Raw genomic sequence first — 18,816 nt, forward strand, 5'->3', positions numbered from 1 at the left:
GGATTTTCAATGGATTATTTTCAAAACCAATATCCTAAATTTGCAGAGAATGTAGGTTTTTCATGATACCCGGAATAACCTATTCCCAAATCAATGGGGCCAATTGCCGTGTTTATCGAATATTTTACACCTCCGCCGCCAATGGTGTTGAAATTATCGAGATGATCAAAATTGTTTCCCTGCGCCATCATATTATAAAGCAGGGAGATGTATTGGTCCTTATTTACCTGATACCGAATTCCAATCAAAGCAATATTGACAAACCGATCAGCAATTGTAACCGGAGGCAGGCCTACAAATGGGAGGTGATAATTAAAATATTGTGAATATGGTTCTCCACCAACAATTGTTGTTTTAATCAGTGGGTATTCGGAATTAAAGAGTGAACGGCTGTATAAATCGAATAAAAGGGCCATATTGGGCTGAACAGGAATTACATTATTCATTTTAAAAAGCAAAACCGGACACAATGTGCTGCCGTCTGAAAAGTCGGTATTTAGCGAAAATTCAGCATCAAGTCGCGTACCCTTTTCCGGGAAATAAAAATGGTCCATGTTATCGAAAGAGAGATAGGTGTACCCGTTTGTAATCAACTGGTCGGTTTTTGACATCAAAACCGCATCATTTGTTTTTTTCGAAAACACATCGCCGTTAAAATATTCTTCCCGTATTCCGAACCCAAAATTCAATTTATTCCAAAAGTATTTATACAGGTAGATATCCCCCGAAGTATGAAAAATTTCTGCGTTGAACATTTTATCGCCTTCTTCGTAAATGTTGTATTTCTGGTATTTCCCTTTTATTTCGATTCCGAGTGTGGGCAGATCTCTTTTTCTGGTTTCAGTTACTATACTGACTCCGGGATTGGCCGACAACTCAGTGCTTGCCGATAAATAACTGATTGTTTTGGAATGGTTCCTTCGGGTTACATTGAGCAAAAGCGCCGCAGCATCGTTGGTGTTAACCTTAAACCCAAATCGTTGCGAATACACTTTCCGGGGGGTGATATCCAGGTGAAGTGTTTTGCCATTTGCGTTGTCTGTCAGATGGTAATACACCAGAGCGAAATCACCGTGCCCGTACAACCGGTCGATGGCATTTTTGATTTGCTCTTTGGAATACCTTCCAGGTAATTCAAGGTTTAGTTTATTTTTAAGGAACGTTTCATCGAGGTTGTGGCCGCCCGTAAAGTCTATGTCTGTAATTTGCCATTTCTCATCAGAAATATATTTCCTCGAATATTCCCGTTGTTTAAGATTGAATTTCTGTTTTAGTTCCCTGATTTGATCTTGTACTAAATGTGTCGCTCTTTCGCCCCTTAAAACAAGAGTGTCGGCAGCTTCGCGTGAAAAACTTCCTACGGAATAGCCCGAGATATCGGGTCGTATTTTGATGTCGCACAGACTGTTGTTGACAGAATCTTTTTCCTGTTCCAGGAACCCAATCATTTGATTGAAAATCCCGTCCACCGAGGTTAACTCTTCTTTCGGCTTGAGGTTTTCTCTGATATCGACCCCGACAATGATGTCGGCGCCCATTCGTTTGGCTACGTCGGTAGGAAAATTGTTTACAATCCCGCCATCCACCAGCAACAGGTTTTCGCGCTGGCAAGGTTGAAAAAAACCGGGTATTGCCATACTCGAAAACAGGGCCGTTGGGAAAAAGCCATCTTTTAAAACTACTTCCTCACCGCTTTCAAGGTTGGCGGCAACACAGGCAAAAGAAATGGGTAACTGGCTAAAATTCGCATTCACAGGAAGGTTTCCAGCCAGTCCGCAAAAAATGTTCAGCACATTCTGCCCTCTTATAATACCTTGTGGCAGACCTACCGATTTTACATCGGAAAACGAAAAGGACAAGAGGTATTTTTGTTTCTGCACCTGATCGTTTTTTGAAAGAACATTTCTTGAAACATTATCGGAAAGAACCTTTTCCCAATCCTGACTTTTAACAATTTCCTCAATTTCCCGGGCAGTATAACCCAATGAGTAAAAACCGCCAATAAGGCTTCCCATGCTGGTCCCAACCATTATGTCGATAGGAATTCCTTCCTGTTCCAGGACTTTTAAAACTCCAACATGGGCAAAACCTTTGGCGCCTCCGCCGCTTAGAACAACAGCAACCTTGGGGGTGTTCGCATTCATATGTGGTTGTGCGCTAATTTTAGGTGTTGCCCAAGGTAATATGCAAAGAAGAAGTGAATAGATAATGCCATTAAAGGATTTTGCGTTTCTATTATTTGATGGCTGGCTTTTCATTTTATATTAAAAATTTGGCAGTCCAAAAAGAGATTGTCCCGATGACAGGATTCGAACCTGCAGCCTCCTGCATTTTTTCTTGTAAAGTTTTAAAAGAATAAACAGACGCTCTTCACGTTGAGCTACATCGGGTGTATTCATTTTATCTCCTCTTATAAAGTTTTAATTTAACTTTTTATGTCAAGTTTTAAAACCGAAAACCCAGGCCCAATGAAACCATTTGAGGCAACATTGTTGTGTTGTCCTTTTCGGCATCAAGCGCGTCAATTATTCCAAGTTTATACCCGGCATTAATTTGTATTCCCTCATTAAACTCATATCCAACCTGGGCTCCAAAACCGAAATCGAAGCGCTGCATAGGTTTTTGGCCGGCCACCTCTTCATAAAGATCAATATCGGCATCTTTGTATTTTGCACCTAAGCCGAGCCCAATGTATGGGCCAACACCTGCATAAAACCTGTTTCCTCCCTCATTTTGCCATTGCCCCATTGCGTAAACAGGCAAATTAAAACCGATATACTGAAAATCATCTTTTGTGGTATTATGCTCCATTTTTGATGATTTAAAGTGCAGCATCAGCTCTGGTTGAATGGCAAAAAAGTCGCTCAAATCATATTTCAAGAAACCGCCTATTCCGGCTCCAAGTTTCATAGAACTTTCTGCGCTACCTAAATCTGAAAGAATAAAATTCGACAAGTTGGATTCTGCTTTGATACCACCTGATAACTTTTGTGCGTTTGTTTGAGTAATTCCCAAACCTAATGCGACAGCTAATGTTAAAATAATCTTCTTCATTTTTCTTAAATTTTAAAATGTTAATATTAAATCGACTTCAATTGTATTTATTCTGAATCATTCCCTTTTCGACATAAATTTCGGTCAGTTGTTCTTTTTTGCTTGGTTGATCTTTTTTCACAAGTTTTGAAATCATTACATATATTACCGGAATGACAATCAGCGACAGGAACATCGAACTGGTAAGTCCTCCAATCAGCACCCAACCGATACCGCTTTTCCACTCGGCACCCGCACCACTCGAAAGAGCCAGCGGGAGCAATCCAAAGATCAGGGCCAGGTTGGTCATCAAAATCGGGCGGAAACGCAGGCTTGTTGCCTCAACAATGGCATCGTACACTTTTACGCCTTTGTTTACCATTTCATTGGCAAAGTCAACTACCAGGATGGCATTCTTCGCCACAAGTCCCATCAGCATGATGATACCCATGATGGAAAAAAGACTTATGCTTTTCCCGGCCAGTGCCAATGCCAGCAATGCGCCAACTATTGAAAGTGGCATAGAAAACATCACCACAAACGGATAGGCGTAACTGTCGTACAGCGCTACCATGGTTAAATAAACCAGCAGTATCGAGGCAATCAGGGCAACAAGCATGCTGCCGAACGATTCAGACTGATTTTCAAGATCACCGGCGTAAACAACATCCACACCAATGGGCTTCTCAACCTGGGCCAGTTTCGTTTCAATTTCCTCGCCAATGGTACCAATTGTATTTCCGGCTACCTGCCCGGTAATGGAAATTGAAGACAATTTATTGTAACGGGATAACATTGCCGGGCCCCTTTTTTCAGTTACACTGGCAATCTGTTTCAGTTGAATATTATTCCCGGAGCGGGTAATCAGCGACATATTTTCCACATCTCCCTTACTCTTTTTGTTGAACTCGTCGAGAATAATATTGATGTCGTACTCTTCGCCTGATTCTTTGTATTTCAGGTTGTTGTCTCCGGCAAAAGCGATACGTAACTCTGCGCCAACTTCGCCCAGGGTCAAACCCACTTTGGCCAGTTTGTCGCGGTCGATTTCAATGTTCAGTTCCGGATTTCCTTCTTCGTCGGAGGTTTCAACGTCGGTTGTACCCCGGGCATTTTTGGCAATTTCGAATACCCTGGCTGCATATTGTTTTACTTCGTCGTAATTGTTGCCACGCACGATTAATTCAAGCGGGCGGGTAGTTGTACCCATGATGCTGGCTTCGTTTACCGTAAATTTGGGGCCTGCAAACACCTCCGACAATGTATTTTTTACCTGGATACTGAATACTTTGGACGAAACATGCCGTTTCTTTTTGTCAACAAGTTTTACATTGATTTCTGCTGCATTCGGGGTTTCGTTGAATGACATACTTCCACCTTCAGAACCTACTTTGGTGAAAAGCAACTCAACTTCAGGATACTTCATCAGTTCCTCTTCAATCTGGGCGCAAATTTTATTCGTTTCATCGAGTGTTGCATTCTTTTCAAGCTCCACCTTCAGAATAAATTCACCACGGTCGCCGGCATCCATAAATTCAGTTTGGATATACCCGTTTGACACCAGTAAAACAGAACCGAATAAAAGCAGCACCACCGAAACCAGCGTTACTGTTTTGTGATTTAACGCCCAGTGCAGCGCCGACATGATGTAGTTTTTTATGGTATTGATTGCCGACTCAAATCCCATCAGGATACGGTCGAGCACATTGCTTTTCTTTAGTATTTTAATTTTTCCGAAGCGTGAAGTCAGTAACGGAACCAGCGTAAACGACACCAGCAAACTGATTAGGATGGAGAACACAATAACCAATGAAAACGAGCGAAGCAATTCGCCGGTTATTCCGCTGGTAATACCAATAGGCAGGAACACCGCAATAAGCACGATGGTAATTGAAACAACTGTGATGCCCAACTCTTTGGTAGCATCCAGCGAAGCCTGCCAGCGTTTTTTGCCCTGTTCCATGTGGCGGTAGATGTTTTCCAACACCACAATGGCATCATCCACAATCACACCAACAACAATTGACATGGCCAACAAAGTGAGCAGGTTGAGTGAGAACCCGAAGATATTGAAGATAACAAAAGTTGAAATAATGGAGGTTGGGATGGAAACAATTACAAACAGCAGGTTTCGGAAACTGTGCAGGAACAGCAACATGGTAACGGATACCAGAACGATAGCAAAAATCAGATCGACCATTACGCTGTTAACGGCATCTTTCGTAAACTCGGAAGAGTCGCTGGCGATGGTAAATTTCAGGTTTTGGGCGCTGTATTTGGTTTCAAAATCTTTAAAAAGTTCCTGAACCTCTTCACTGATTTTAACTGCATTGGCACCGCTCTGTTTTGTAACCGACAAACCAATAGCCGGAGTTCCGTTGATACGAGCCAGTTTGGTACTTTCCTTATTTCCGTCAACAACTGTGGCCACATCTTTCACCTTGATGGTCGATCCATCGGGCGATGTGCGAAGGATGAGCTCCCCAATTTCATCAACCGAAGCAAATTTTCCGCTTAAACGAATCAGCGAACGGGTTTGATCGTCTTTTATATCTCCCACCGGAAAGTCGAGGTTCGAAGCAGCTACCATCTGTTTCAGCAGCGACAGTGAAATGCCGTATTGCTGCAGTTTCTGGGCATCAGCTTTAATCTGGATTTCGCGTTGGTTACCACCAATAATTTCAACCTGGGCAACACCTTTAATCTGGGAAATGTATGGAACAATATCTAAATCGATCAAATCGTAGAACTGTTGTTCGGGCATGTTCGAGGAAGCTGCGATGCTCATAACAGGCAACATGTTCATGTCCATTTTCATAAACCGGGGAAGTTCGGCATCTTCAGGCAAATCGCTTTGAATCATGTTTACCTTGCGTTCACAGTCCTGAAGCGAAATGTCAGCGTCCATGTCGTCTTTCAACTGAACAACCACGATTGACATGTTCTCGAACGAATACGACAAAAGTTTATCAATTCCTTCCATACCCGAAACAGCATCTTCAATCGGTTTGGTTACGGAGCTTTCCACCTCGCTGGGTGCTGCTCCCGGATAAACAGTCATCACCACATTGACGGGAATGTCAATATTCGGGATCAGTTCAACATTCAGGCGGGTGTAGCTGTAAATACCGGCCAGTGCCAAAATGGTAAATACAACGACCGGAATGGTCGTTCTTTTTATAGAAATACCAGTAATATTCATGATAATTTTTTATTGGATAATTTTTACCCGGTCGCCGTCGTTCAGGTTTAACTGTCCGCTCACAACCACACGGCCCTCTTTATTTAGTCCACTCACCACTTCAACGAATTTGTCGTCACTCTCGTTGGTAATGATTTCTTTCTTCACAGCTTTGTCGCCTTCCACCACAAAAACTGAAGGGTTTTTCATGCTTCCTGTAATCGCCGTTTTTTCAATCAGAATGGTTTCCGAGGCTTCAACCGGAATCAGTACTTCGCTGAAAAGCCCGGCTTTCAGGCGCTGTTCGCCGTTGTGGTTGTCCATCACCACTTCAGCATCAAACTTCATGGCATTGTCGGCTTTTTCGCCAATCGAATTGAGCTTTCCGGTGAATGTTTTTCCGGGCAGGGAAGGGATGGTTACGTGAACTGCTTGTCCCTTTGCCAGTTTAAAAATGTCTTTCTCCGGAATTTTAACCCATATTTTTAGTTTCGCCGTGTTTACAATTTCGCAGATGGGCATTCCTCCTGAAATAAATTGTCCGTTTTCAACCAATCGTTTGTTGATAATCCCCGAGATGGGCGCTTTTATTTTGGTGTCGCGCAGGGCTTTGCGGGCAGTAATCAGGTCGGCTTCCGCTTTTTTCAATGCTATCCGCGCCTGTTCCAAATCGTGTTTCGAAATGGCGTTTCCTTGTTCAAGGCGCTGCAAACGTTCAATATCTTTGGTTTGCTGTTCGAAGTCGGCTTCGGCAACCAGCACATTGGCGGCAATAACTTCATCGTCAACTTCAATAATCACTTCGTTTTTCTGAACACGGTCGCCCACGTTTTTGTATATCTTTTGCACTTTTCCCTGGGTTTCCGATAAAACCATCAGTTCCTCAGTGGCGCTTACCGTCCCGGTAGTCGAAATTTGTTTGTTGATGGTACCGGTTTGTGGTGCAACTATTTTTACTGGAATTTCGGAAATCGTTTGCGAGGCCAGCTCGGTTGTTTCCCTTATTTGTTCTTTGTTCGCATTTAATTTATACGCTGCCAAACCTACTAATACAAGAATAATGAGCGCAATGGAAATTTGTTTTACTGTCTTCATTTTGAATTTTAATTGATTAATGTTTTTAGTTTTCCTGTGGCTTTGAGGAGCTCGATTTCTGCAAGATTATATTTTAAAAGTTGCTGGTTGAATAAGTTTTCAGCTTCTAATAGCGAAGTTTCCACATTTAGCAGATCAGTTAACGAAGCCATTCCTTCATCATACTGAAGTTTTACCTGCTCGTACACTTCGTTGGCCAACTCCTTGTTTTCCTTTTGATCCTGCAGGTTCGACCATGCTGACAATAATGAGTTGGAAGCGTTTTTATAATTCGCATCCAAATACTTACTGTTCAACTTCATATCTTCCATGTTTTGCTCCAATTTTAGCTGCGACTGAAGAACCTTCTGTTTTCGTTTTCCTGAACTAAAAATGGGTATTGTTGCCTGGAGGCCGATGGTATTCATATTGTTGAAATTTTTAAACTGAAATTCAGTGGCGTAGCTTGAATAGGAGAATTGCCCGAATGCAGCCAGATTGGGATAATAGGCTGCTTTACCCGATTCTATTTCAAGTTCAGCGAGTTCATTTTGCTTTTGAAGCAATTGATAGGTAGGAAGGTTTTCAAGCGAAAAGAAACCTGGCGAAGGACGCCTCTCAGTAACCTGTTCGGCTGAGATAGTATCCAATGTAATTTCTTCTTCAACTGGAAGGCCAGCCATTATTTTTAAAAAACGTTTTTGAATCTGAATTCCGTTTTGCAGGGTTTCTCTTTGAGTTTTCAGATTGGTTACAGTTACTTTTAACCGGCTTACATCGGTAAGCTTTACAAAATCATTTTCGTACTGAAGTTGCAATATTTCATAAAGTTGCTCCAGCGCTTCAATATTCTCATCCAGAATTTTTAAAGATGCTTTACTCGCCTGCACCTTATTATACATGGTCGATACCTCATTTATCACTTCTTCTTCGGTTTTCTGAAGCATTACTTTGTACAATTCCTCAGCCTTTTTTGCCTGTTTTACACCGGTTAAATAGGCTTTGCTATACAGCAATTGACTTACTGTTAATCCTGCAGAAGACGTGTGTAAAGCATTTATATCGGAAAGTCCGCCAAGTAATGGGGCAATATTTTCCGGTAAATTCTCTGCCATTTCCTGCGGTATCTCAATATCAGGAATTCCCATTCTGGAATAGCTTAAATCACCTTCAACCTGGGGAAGCCCGGTGGCTGCAATTTCTTTTCTTTTTGCATTGCTTTCACTTTCCTGTAAAGTCGCCTTTTTCATGGCATGGCTATTCTCAACTGCATTTTTCAGCAGTTTGTTGAGCGTATAATGTTCCTGGCTACTCGCTGCTTCAGGAAATTGTAAAAGGCCCATTAAAACTATGACTACCAATTGTTTCATTTATTCTGTTTTATCTTTTAAATATTAATTAGTTCTGAACATTACGAACTTAAATGGCAAAAAAAATTAATGTTTGTTTTTATATTCCTCTTTAAGTTTGTCTATGTGCTCAATAAAAAAACTTATTCCTTCCGTTATGTTTTTTAAAAATTTCGCATTTCTTGAATTTGGATTCTTTTTTAATTCTATGATTCGGTTCATTATATCTAATTTCTGCTGCATTTTTTTTTCGACTTCATCAATCATATTACTTATATCAGCAGAAACAAAACGAAAATAGCGTTTGCGGTCGCCGGGGTAGGTAACATACTCAAGAACACCGCGAAGTTCAAGATTTCTCAACGCATTGCTGACAGTACTTTTGCTGATCTGCATTTCCTCTACAATCTCGTCGAAAGTGTATTCTTCTTTATCCATCACCATTAACAAGCCCATAATACGCGCCGTTACGGGTTGAAATCCATCCTTTTCATTATCTCTTCCGATGGATTCAATCAGCTCTTTTTGTTTTTGTATTCTTTCTGATTCTTCCATTTTATAATTTTTCGTACAAATATAATCAAGTTTTTTTAGTTCGCAACAAAAAGAACCAAAATTTAAGCACACTGTTAACATTTAATTTAAGCAGGTAATTGTTTCAACAAACGAGACAGTGAAGTCCGTTCCATTCTCCCCAACCTTCATTACTAAGGCGATAGTTTTTTTGAACTTCAGTAAAAATAAATCCTGATTTTTTTGTATTTTTCCTGTTATGAGGAACAGGCAAAGAAATTATCCGCTCCACGGATGGCTGGGACTTCTACTGGCAGCCATATTCTGGTTTCTGAACTGGTATTTGGAGGGGGTACGAACACACCTTACATTTTTCCCACTATGGCTGGGATACATCCTGGCAATTGACGGACTTGTTTTCATGCGAAAAGGAACATCGCTGGTGAACAGAAGTAAAACCGGATTTCTTCTTCTGTTTATATTTTCAATACCGCTCTGGTGGTTGTTCGAACTTTTCAACACCGTGCTGCAAAACTGGCATTACACCGGCCGTGAATATTTTAGTGATGTGGCGTATGCATTGTATGCCTCACTGAATTTCAGTACTGTGCTGCCGGCCGTATTTGTTACAGGTGAATTTGTGTCAACCTTCCGGCTTCCGGCTTTAAACAAACGCCGTTGGAAAACCGGTAAAAATCTCCCCCCGTTCTTTTTCATCTCCGGGTGGGTTATGCTGGTTTTGTTCCTGGTATGGCCGCGCATATTTTTTCCTTTTGTCTGGATATCGGTCTATTTTATTGTTGAACCCGTAAATTACTGGTTGGGGTTTAAAACTTTGCTACACTACACACAAAGCGGCAACTGGCGGCCGGTTTGGAATCTCTGGATTGGCGTGGTGATATGTGGTTTTTTCTGGGAATTGTGGAATTACTACTCATGGCCCAAATGGACCTACGAACTGCCTTATTTGAACCAGCCCAAAATTTTTGAAATGCCCCTTGCAGGCTACCTGGGTTACCTGCCGTTTTCACTGGAGTTATTTGCTTTGTATAATCTACTGAGCGGAATGTTGCGAATAAAGGTTTCTGATAATTTTATACAACCGGAATGAGTGATTTGTCCATTACACAGTGATAATGTGAAATAATTCAAAGCTCAACAGCAATAAAAATACACTTCCGATTTAACATTAAGATAATAATTAATAATAGCCTGAATTACAGAACTTTAATCATTTGCTTTTGCCGAGGATATTAGTTTGCCGGTATAAATTTCCACTTCTGAGTATGAAATATGAAAAAAGTATTTTTTCATTTAAAGAATTTTTTCTTTATTGCGAAAGAATTGAAACAACATTTAACTTGATTGAAGATAATAACAGGGGAGGCATCAGGATGAAAAATTTTGAAGAAGTTTATTTGTTTAGTTTGAAGAATAAAGAGGAAATAGCCCTTATAACACCTATTTCACATAGAGTTGATTATTTTTACGAAATTGTAAATACGGCACACTGATTGTATAAAACTGGATTTTAATTGAGCAAAATTCTGTGAAGGTTATTAAAACAGGGTCAACTATGATTTTAATTAAAGAAAAAATTCTCTATAAAACAGATTAAAAAGTGTTTAAAGAAAAAAATGGATGCAATCATACTGTATCATATTGATTTACAAAGCCATAAAAATACAATGTAAAACAGGAAGAATTCATGAAGGTATCAGAAAAAATTGAACTTTTAAAGAAAAAGCGGGAGGAAGCACTGGCCATGGGAGGCGGGGCAAGAATCGAAAAGCAACATCAGAAAGGAAAACTGACCGCCCGCGAACGCCTCGATTTACTATTCGACAATGGCACGTTCCGTGAAATTGATATGCTGGTGAAGCACCGTTCGGTGAATTTTGGCATGGAAAAAGTTGACATCAATTCCGATGGTGTAATTGTAGGACACGGTAAAGTAAACGGCCGCACGGTATTTGCATTTTCTCAGGATTTCACTTCGCGGGGAGGATCGCTGGGCGAAATGCATGCTGCTAAAATCAGCAAGGTAATGGACCTTGCTGTTAAAGCCGGAGCGCCGGTTGTGGGACTGAACGACTCAGGTGGCGCACGTGTGGAGGAAGGAGTTGATGCACTGAAAGGCTACGGCGAAATATTTATGCGAAACTCCAGAGCCTCAGGTGTAATTCCACAAATTTCAGCCATTATGGGACCCTGTGCCGGCGGAGCTGTTTACTCGCCTGCCATGACCGATTTTGTGTATATGGTGAAGAAGAAGAGTCACATGTTTATTACCAGTCCGTATGTGATTAAAACGGTTACCGGCGAAGAAACCACTTTTGAAGAACTGGGCGGTGCTATGGCACACAATGCAAAAAGCGGAAATGCCCATTTTGCCTGCGAGAGCGATGAAGAAACCATCGAATCGATAATCGAGCTGCTGAGTTATCTTCCAAATAACAACCTGGAAAATGCACCGATTGTTCCGATGGGTGATGATCCGGCACGTGTTTGCGAAGAGTTGGACACCATCATTCCCGATGATGCCAAAATGCCTTACGACATGAAAAACATTATCGAATCGGTGCTCGACCACGACAGTTTTTATGAAGTACACGAGCATTATGCCGAAAATGCGATTGTAGGGTTCGGCAGATTGAATAACCAATCGGTAGGCATTATCGCCAATCAGCCGTTGATTCAGGCCGGGTGTCTCGATATCGATGCATCTGACAAAATCAGTCGGTTTGTGCGTACTTGCGATGCGTTTAATATTCCGTTGGTTACATTTGTGGATGTGCCCGGTTATTTACCCGGTGTTCAGCAGGAGCAAGGTGGAATTATCCGCCACGGCGCAAAATTGCTCTGGAGTTATGCCGAAGCTACCGTGCCGAAATTTACTGTGGTAACACGCAAAGATTATGGAGGGGCTTACCTGGCCATGTGTTCCAAACAATTGGGCGCCGACATGGTTTTTGCCTGGCCTACCGCCGAAATTGCGGTAATGGGCGCAAAAGGTGCGGTTGAAGTAATTTCCACATACCGCAAAGAAATTAATGAAGCTGAAGACAAAGCCGCCAAAACGCAGGAAAAAATCGATGAATACGAAGAAGCATTTAATGTTCCTTACCGGGCTGCCCAGCGCGGATACATCGATGCGGTAATTATTCCTTCTGAAACACGCATGAGGTTAATTGATGCGCTGGAAGCTATGAGCACTAAAACCGAAGTGCTTCCGGCTAAAAAACACGGAAATATTCCATTATAATTTTAAAATATACTGTTATGACTACTTACGAAAAAAAGAGAAAAGCAGCCATGATAGCTGCAGCTTATTACATCGAACAGGAAAAAGCAAATGCAGTAGTATCCGAAAACAAAACACGTTTAGGCAGATGGTCGCGTACAGGTATTGAAATAAATATGAACAAGCGCCAGGTCATTCAGCTCAGGGGACGCGTGCTGCTCAGAGCCTAATGTTGTGTCAGCCATAAATCATCAAAAATTGTCATTTCACGCGAAGCGATCACTTTGTGAGAATCCCGGTATTCCGGGTGAGCCCGCCTGACCGCCCGCCTGAATGACTTTGCCGGGCAGGGACGGGCAGGAAATCTCTGAATTTGAAACAGATTTCTCCTCGAATACTCGTCGAAATGACAGCAATAGTTAGTCTGTCATCGTTTCATTATGCCCAATAAAATTGGGTGAAAACTCGAAATGACAAAAAATAATTGACGCAGCACTATATGTTGAATGAACATAAAAAACAATTAAAAAGGAAAAACAATGAAATACGATAAACACGGAGCGCTTAAAATGGCTCTACTGAAATTTGAAAAAGACCGGCCAAAGGCCGACAATCCGATAAAAATTAACGATTTAAGTTTACGCGACGGACACCAGTCGTTGTTTGCCACGCGTGGCCGCACCGAAGATATGATCCCGGTGGCTGAAATGATGGACAACGTAGGCTTTAATGCAGTGGAAACCTGGGGGGGCGCCACGTTCGATGCCATGCACAGGTATTTGGGTGAAGACCCGTGGGAGCGTTTGCGTACGCTGAAAAAGCACATGCCCAAAACGCCGTTTATGATGCTTTTGCGCGGTCAAAACGTAGTGGGTTACCGCAATTATGCCGACGATGTGGTGGAAGCATTCGTTCAGCGGGCTGCCGACAACGGAATGGATATTTTCCGCTGTTTTGATGCACTGAACGATTTTCGCAATTTTGAAACGGCAGCGAAAGTTATCAAAAACAACAAAAAACATTTTCAGGGAGTGGTGTGCTACACGCTCGATCAACCGCGGCTTGGAGGCGATGTGTACAATATGGAATACTACACCGGCAAAGTGAAAGAACTGGTTGATTTTGGTGTGGATTCCATCTGTATTAAAGATATGGCAGGTTTGATTGCTCCTTACGATATCTATAACCTGGTTCGTGAGATCAAAAAAATCACCGACATTCCTGTAAATTTGCATACCCACTTTACATCGGGCATGGGCGATCTGGCTATTTTTAAAGCCATCGAGGCGGGGGTGGATATTGTCGATACCTGCATCGGTCCTTACGCTTACCGTACTTCCCACGCGGCGGTTGAACCGTTAATTATGTCGTTGTTGGGAACAAACCGAGACACCGGGTTGGACATCAACAAAGTGAATGAGATTGCTGCTGAAATGGAAAAATACATTCCGAAATACCGGCATTTGGACAACAGTCCGAAATACGCCATTACCGATATCAACGTGTTGCTCCATCAAACTCCGGGCGGAATGCTTTCAAACCTGGTAAACCAGCTGAAAGCAATGGATGCACTGGATAAGCTGGACGAGGTTTTCCGCCTGCTGCCAAAAGTGAGGAAAGATTTGGGGAACATTCCGTTGGTAACACCTACGTCACAAATTGTGGGTGTGCAAACAGTAAACAACGTACTGTTCGATTCTTACGAAGGCGAATATTCAAAAATTACCAAAGAGGTAAAAGACCTTTGCTACGGTTTGTACGGAAAAACTACCCTGCCCATCAATCCTGAAGTCCAGGAAAAAGCTCTGAAAGGTTATCCACGCGGAGAAACGCCGATTACCGTTCGTCCGGGGTCAATTTTGGAGCCTGAAATGGAGGAGGTAAAGAAAAAATTCGGTGACCTCGCTAAAAATAAAGACGATGAAGTGCTTTGCGCTTTGTATCCGGTAACCGGCAAGCGTTTTCTGAAATGGAAGTATGGACTTGAAGAAATTCCTGAAGACGTGAAACCAAAAACCATGGAGCAGGTGAAAAAGGAAGCCGAAATTGTGCGGAAAGCACTGGCAGGCGAACTCACCTCGAAAAAATCATCGGGTAACGGACGTGAACTGGAAGTCACGGTCGATGGTGAAACCTTCACGGTTGAGATTAACGATCCGAATTCAACCGGAGTTGCCGGTCCGCAGGTCCGCCGCAAAAAGAAAGCGGGAATAAAAGAGGTTGAACAAACAGGCAGCCTCACTGCTCCGCTTCCGGGAATGATTGTGGAGTATAAAAAAGCAGTGGGCGATAAAGTAAATGCCGGAGAAACTGTAGCTGTTATTGAAGCCATGAAAATGATGAATAATATAGACTCTGCGGTAGATGGTGTTGTGAAAGAGATCAAATTTGAAGCGAGTGACTCGGTTTCGAAAGGAGATGTGCTGATGATTATTGAACCTGCAGGTTAATTGGTTTTACCATTTATGAAAAACCTGAGATATTGGGTTACTCACTCACCACATCGGTGTTCTTTTGGCTGACTGCGATGTGGCATTTATCGGATTTTTTGTGTAAAAGTTGCCCAGGGGTGTTAAAGATCATACACCTCTGGGTTTTAACTTTTATTATGAACCTGAAATAAACTGTGCTACGAGCAGTCCATTTCAGCAATATCTGCTTCGGCTTCAGCTACTGCTTCTTCCCAGGCCACTCTGCTTTGCCCTGTTAAAGTGGCACAATCACCATAGGGTTTTAACGCATCGATATAAGCCTGGGCGGCAGATCTGTATGCTTCGCAATTGGCTGGTGTTGGGTCGGAAGCATAAGTTTGTGCCGCAAGCGACATGCCTTCAATTTCGGCCTGAATTTCAGTTGACCAGGCAGTTGAACAGGGTTCGTCGGTAACATCGTCATCGTTGCTGCAGGCAGCAAGTCCCAAAATTCCAAAGGCCATAATTAGCGCGAATAGTACTTTTTTGTTCATAGTGAAATTTTTAAGTTAATGTTTTAAAAAATAATTAATACACTACCGAACGTATTATTCTGGATGATGTTCATGAAAACCGGGATTGAAAATTATCAAGCCAGCCCGGAGACGTTTACAAATCCCCTGAAAATTCTTTCAGCCATTTTCGGTGCAGCTCTTCCAATATGTCTTTCTTTTTCAACAGCTGTTTTCGTAAGCCCTGGCGCTTTTTTCGGCATTTAACGTAAAAAAGCCTGCTGTACTTCCTGAAAGAATCTTTATAAGTTCCTCTGCATCCTTATGAAAATGATAAGGAAAGGAATATTTATCCGGTTGAAGTTTACGTATGTCAAACATAAATTTCTCTGATTTTGCCAGGGTGCTTAACCTGGGCGCTAACGTTTCAACACTAAAGTCTTCCGGTGACTTTGCATCGGGCCTGAAATCCAGTTCTTCGGGTTTAATTATTGTTGCCATAACTCATTTCATTCTAATTATAAGCGGTTGGTTTGTTTCCTGGTTGAGATACTTCTACCTTGAAAAAATTGTGCAACTGACAGGAATCGACCAAAGTTGAATTTCAACAATTTAACCGGCATTAGCCACTATGCATACATATATTCTTTGAGTACACTTTTGCTTTGGTGATGAGTTTTTAGTTTTTTAATTGCACCATCCATTATTTGACGCACCCTATCTTGTGACAATCCAAAAATGAATGCTGTTTCGCTCAAAGAAAGAGGCTCCTGTTCATTGAATCCATATAAACAACGGACAATTTCAGAATCCCGCTCATTAAGCACTGCAAGCGAGCGTTCTATTTCTATCCGAAATGAATCTTTATTTAAGTGGGTTTCAGCACTGGGCGAATCTTCATTCAAAGTCATATCGTACAAATTCGTTTCACCCTCATTGCCAAGTGGGGCATCCATTGATATTTGGTCATTTACAGAATTTATTACTTCTTCAACAATTTCATACTGCAAATCCAATAAATCGGATAATTCGTCGATAGTTGGTTCGCGAAGAAACTCATGGCTCAACTGGTTATACGCTTTAGTGATTTTATTTTTCAACCCCACTTTATTTTGCGGAACCCTCACTATTCTGGATTTCTCAGCTATTGCCTGCAAAATTGATTGCCTGATCCACCATACAGCATAAGAAATAAATTTAAACCCGCGGGTTCTGTCAAAACGCTCGGCAGCAGTGATTAACCCCACATTTCCCTCACTAATCAAATCCGATAAACTCAATCCCTGGTTCTGGTATTTTTTTGCAACAGAAACCACAAAACGAAGATTAGCCTTAACCAATTCATCAAGCGCTCTTTTATCCCCTTCTTCAATTCGGCGGGCAAGTTCAAATTCCTGCTCAGCGGTCAAAATATCTGTTTTGCCAATTTCCTGCAGGTAAATATTCAGGGTAAAATTATCACGATCGGTGAATTGTTTACTAATTTTAAATTGCTTCATAGTAAATTTTTGTTATTGGGTTTCTATTTAGCTAAAGTCATCAAATCATTACAACCAAACACACATATCATCAATTTGTTTATAGATGTTCACTTAACGAAAGATTTTATTGCTGTCGCGAAACCCTTTTGCTGCATCGCCAGGCCTTGCGAGCGAAAAATTAAAACAGTGGCCAAGATGAAACACCGATGAAACCCGACGGACGATAGAACCGGAGAAAGGCTGTAAAAACAAACCTGAAGTAAGGTTGTTATTCTTGAAATTGAAACACAATGAATTCAATCAATCATTTTTTTGAAAAGCTGGTAAAAACGACAGATGACAATCGTTCTCTCATCCCACGAATCATTGTCGGGCTGGTTTTTCTGTCCGAAGGCATTCAGAAATTTCTTCTTCCCGAAATTGTAGGTGTGGGTAGGTTTACAAAAATCGGTTTCGAAAACCCGGAGTTTTGGGCATATTTTGTGGCAAGCTTCGAAGTTGTTTGCGGAATTCTTCTGTTAACCGGCTTGCTCACACGGCTGGCTGCCATTCCGCTGTTAACCATAATGGCAACCGCTCTGATAAGTACCAAAATCCCCATTTTGCTGAACGAAGGATTCTGGTTTATGGCCCATGCCGCCCGCACCGATTTTGCCATGGCCATGCTGCTTATTTTCTTGCTGATAAACGGAGCAGGAAAATGGTCGGCAGATAAACTACTTTATTCTTCCTGATCATTTCAAAACACATTCGAAATTGGTTCATTCCAAAACATTTACCGACTTTGAAAAATTGAATAACTTACGATAAACCATTTGAGCTCAAAGGTGTTGTTTCAATAGCAAGTTTTAACAGCTTATTAAAAATGAAACAACTATTTATAAATCAATAAATTTTAAATTATGAAGTACCTGAAAAATCAATTCAAATTATATAGTTCTGTTTTTGCTGCAGCAGCCCTGTTTGCAATAGTTTCATGCAGTCCTGCAAGGAATGATTCCAACCAGTCTTCCCAATTACCCGAACAACAACAAAACAATATTGTGAATTCTGAACCAGAAGCCAACACATCAGAAAATGATATTGTTACAGATGAAATTGCAGAACCGGTTTCAGAAACAGCAGCACAACAGACAACCGAAGAAAACAGTGAACAGGTGATGATAAACCCGCCACACGGACAGCCGGGGCACCGCTGCGATATTCCGGTGGGGCAACCGTTAACTGCAACAACTGCAAGCAATACAAATGAGCAGGTAATGATTAATCCTCCACACGGTGAACCCGGGCACCGGTGCGACATTCCGGTTGGTCAACCGCTAAATGCTGCGCCGGCAAATAACACAGTGTCCGCCGGCAACACCGCTCCAACACTTGCCAACAACCCAATGGCGCCTACTATTGAAAATGCAAGGCGTCTGAATGGTTCGCAAAGAAGGCAAACAACACCAACAACTACTGCAAGCGGAGAACGGATAAATCCGCCACACGGACAGCCGGGGCACCGCTGCGATATTCCGGTGGGAAGCCCGTTGCCTTAATTTTTAAATTACCAACGCTGAAAGTCGATGAAAATCCTCAATTGGTATTTTTTTCTTGTCAAAATTGATTTTGAAGTTGTTCTGTGATAAAACAGGAACCTCAAAAAATAACCTTATTTTTGGAGGCATATCAAAAAGAATATGACACCAGAAGAACGCCAGCAAATCATTGAGGTAATTAATCGTGACATTAAAAAACTCACGAAAAAAATAACGGAATTAAAAGAATTTACGTCTCCCGTATCGCCCGACAATGCCATCGGGCGTATTTCGCGGATGGATGCCATCAACAACAAAAGTATTGTGGATGCCAGTATGCGCAACCTGCAATCCCGGCTCGATCAGCTACAGAAAATTTCGCAGGTCGTTCACGATAAAGATTATGGACTGTGCCTAAAATGCCACCAACCCATTGCAATCGAACGACTGAAAATCAGGCCCGAAATACGATTTTGTGCCGAATGTTTAAATAAATAA

The 18,816-nt window shown here is 41.8% G+C and carries 17 protein-coding genes and 1 tRNA gene; 8 read left to right on the forward strand and 10 right to left on the reverse strand.

The window, feature by feature from the left end; genetic code table 11:
• Positions 1-20: 20 nt before the first annotated feature.
• The 7 genes from BUC07_RS17240 to BUC07_RS17265 all read right to left on the reverse strand — a co-directional run bounded on the left by BUC07_RS17240 (position 21) and on the right by BUC07_RS17265 (position 9,192).
• Entirely contained in the window at positions 21-2,144 is a 2,124-nt protein-coding gene (locus BUC07_RS17240; RefSeq protein ID WP_073172595.1) for a patatin-like phospholipase family protein, read from the reverse strand.
• Positions 2,145-2,294: 150 nt separating this feature from the next.
• Positions 2,295-2,390: transfer RNA gene (locus BUC07_RS20990), tRNA-OTHER, on the reverse strand.
• 55 nt (positions 2,391-2,445) lie between these two features.
• A complete protein-coding gene (locus tag BUC07_RS17245; RefSeq protein WP_073172599.1) occupies positions 2,446-3,054 on the reverse strand; it encodes a porin family protein in 609 nt (202 codons plus the stop codon).
• Positions 3,055-3,091: 37 nt separating this feature from the next.
• The gene (locus tag BUC07_RS17250; RefSeq protein WP_073172602.1) at positions 3,092-6,235 is read right to left on the reverse strand and encodes an efflux RND transporter permease subunit; all 3,144 of its coding nucleotides are present in this window, start codon (positions 6,233-6,235) and stop codon (positions 3,092-3,094) included.
• A gap of 9 nt (positions 6,236-6,244) precedes the next feature.
• The gene (locus BUC07_RS17255) at positions 6,245-7,309 is read right to left on the reverse strand and encodes an efflux RND transporter periplasmic adaptor subunit (protein WP_073172605.1); all 1,065 of its coding nucleotides are present in this window, start codon (positions 7,307-7,309) and stop codon (positions 6,245-6,247) included.
• Positions 7,310-7,317: 8 nt separating this feature from the next.
• A complete protein-coding gene (locus BUC07_RS17260) occupies positions 7,318-8,658 on the reverse strand; it encodes a TolC family protein (RefSeq protein ID WP_083578325.1) in 1,341 nt (446 codons plus the stop codon).
• Between the two features lie 66 nt (positions 8,659-8,724).
• Positions 8,725-9,192, reverse strand: coding sequence for a GbsR/MarR family transcriptional regulator (locus tag BUC07_RS17265; RefSeq protein WP_073172611.1), 468 nt, complete (start codon positions 9,190-9,192; stop codon positions 8,725-8,727).
• A 217-nt stretch (positions 9,193-9,409) separates the two neighbouring features.
• Between BUC07_RS17265 and BUC07_RS17270 the strand changes: the two genes are divergently transcribed.
• The 5 genes from BUC07_RS17270 (at position 9,410) to BUC07_RS17290 (ending at position 14,844) form a co-directional block, all read left to right on the forward strand.
• Positions 9,410-10,261, forward strand: a complete 852-nt coding sequence (locus BUC07_RS17270) for a hypothetical protein (protein ID WP_073172614.1) — start codon at positions 9,410-9,412, stop codon at positions 10,259-10,261.
• Positions 10,262-10,436: 175 nt separating this feature from the next.
• Positions 10,437-10,664, forward strand: coding sequence for a hypothetical protein (locus tag BUC07_RS17275; RefSeq protein WP_073172617.1), 228 nt, complete (start codon positions 10,437-10,439; stop codon positions 10,662-10,664).
• Positions 10,665-10,858: 194 nt separating this feature from the next.
• Positions 10,859-12,415 (forward strand): acyl-CoA carboxylase subunit beta, encoded by a 1,557-nt coding sequence (locus tag BUC07_RS17280; RefSeq protein WP_073172623.1) that lies wholly within the window; start codon positions 10,859-10,861, stop codon positions 12,413-12,415.
• Between the two features lie 17 nt (positions 12,416-12,432).
• Positions 12,433-12,624 (forward strand): hypothetical protein, encoded by a 192-nt coding sequence (locus BUC07_RS17285; RefSeq protein WP_073172626.1) that lies wholly within the window; start codon positions 12,433-12,435, stop codon positions 12,622-12,624.
• A 309-nt stretch (positions 12,625-12,933) separates the two neighbouring features.
• Positions 12,934-14,844, forward strand: a complete 1,911-nt coding sequence (locus tag BUC07_RS17290; RefSeq protein WP_073172629.1) for a pyruvate carboxylase subunit B — start codon at positions 12,934-12,936, stop codon at positions 14,842-14,844.
• 179 nt (positions 14,845-15,023) lie between these two features.
• Here the strand turns inward: BUC07_RS17290 and BUC07_RS17295 are convergent, their stop codons facing one another.
• From BUC07_RS17295 to BUC07_RS17305, 3 genes are all read right to left on the reverse strand, one after another.
• Positions 15,024-15,359 carry a hypothetical protein gene (locus BUC07_RS17295; RefSeq protein WP_073172632.1) on the reverse strand — a complete coding sequence of 112 codons (336 nt, stop codon included), beginning with the start codon at positions 15,357-15,359 and terminating at the stop codon, positions 15,024-15,026.
• A 180-nt stretch (positions 15,360-15,539) separates the two neighbouring features.
• A complete protein-coding gene (locus tag BUC07_RS17300) occupies positions 15,540-15,818 on the reverse strand; it encodes a hypothetical protein (protein ID WP_073172636.1) in 279 nt (92 codons plus the stop codon).
• A 128-nt stretch (positions 15,819-15,946) separates the two neighbouring features.
• Positions 15,947-16,816, reverse strand: coding sequence for a sigma-70 family RNA polymerase sigma factor (locus BUC07_RS17305; RefSeq protein ID WP_073172640.1), 870 nt, complete (start codon positions 16,814-16,816; stop codon positions 15,947-15,949).
• Between the two features lie 272 nt (positions 16,817-17,088).
• Between BUC07_RS17305 and BUC07_RS17310 the strand changes: the two genes are divergently transcribed.
• From BUC07_RS17310 to BUC07_RS17320, 3 genes are all read left to right on the forward strand, one after another.
• Positions 17,089-17,532 carry a DoxX family protein gene (locus BUC07_RS17310; RefSeq protein WP_073172642.1) on the forward strand — a complete coding sequence of 148 codons (444 nt, stop codon included), beginning with the start codon at positions 17,089-17,091 and terminating at the stop codon, positions 17,530-17,532.
• A 168-nt stretch (positions 17,533-17,700) separates the two neighbouring features.
• On the forward strand, positions 17,701-18,339 hold the full coding sequence (locus tag BUC07_RS17315) for a hypothetical protein (RefSeq protein WP_073172646.1): 639 nt from the start codon (positions 17,701-17,703) through the stop codon (positions 18,337-18,339).
• 141 nt (positions 18,340-18,480) lie between these two features.
• Positions 18,481-18,816: a TraR/DksA family transcriptional regulator gene (locus BUC07_RS17320; protein WP_073172650.1), complete on the forward strand. Its 336-nt coding sequence runs from the start codon at positions 18,481-18,483 to the stop codon at positions 18,814-18,816.

The organism is Tangfeifania diversioriginum (assembly GCF_900141875.1).
GTDB lineage: Bacteria > Bacteroidota > Bacteroidia > Bacteroidales > Prolixibacteraceae > Tangfeifania > Tangfeifania diversioriginum.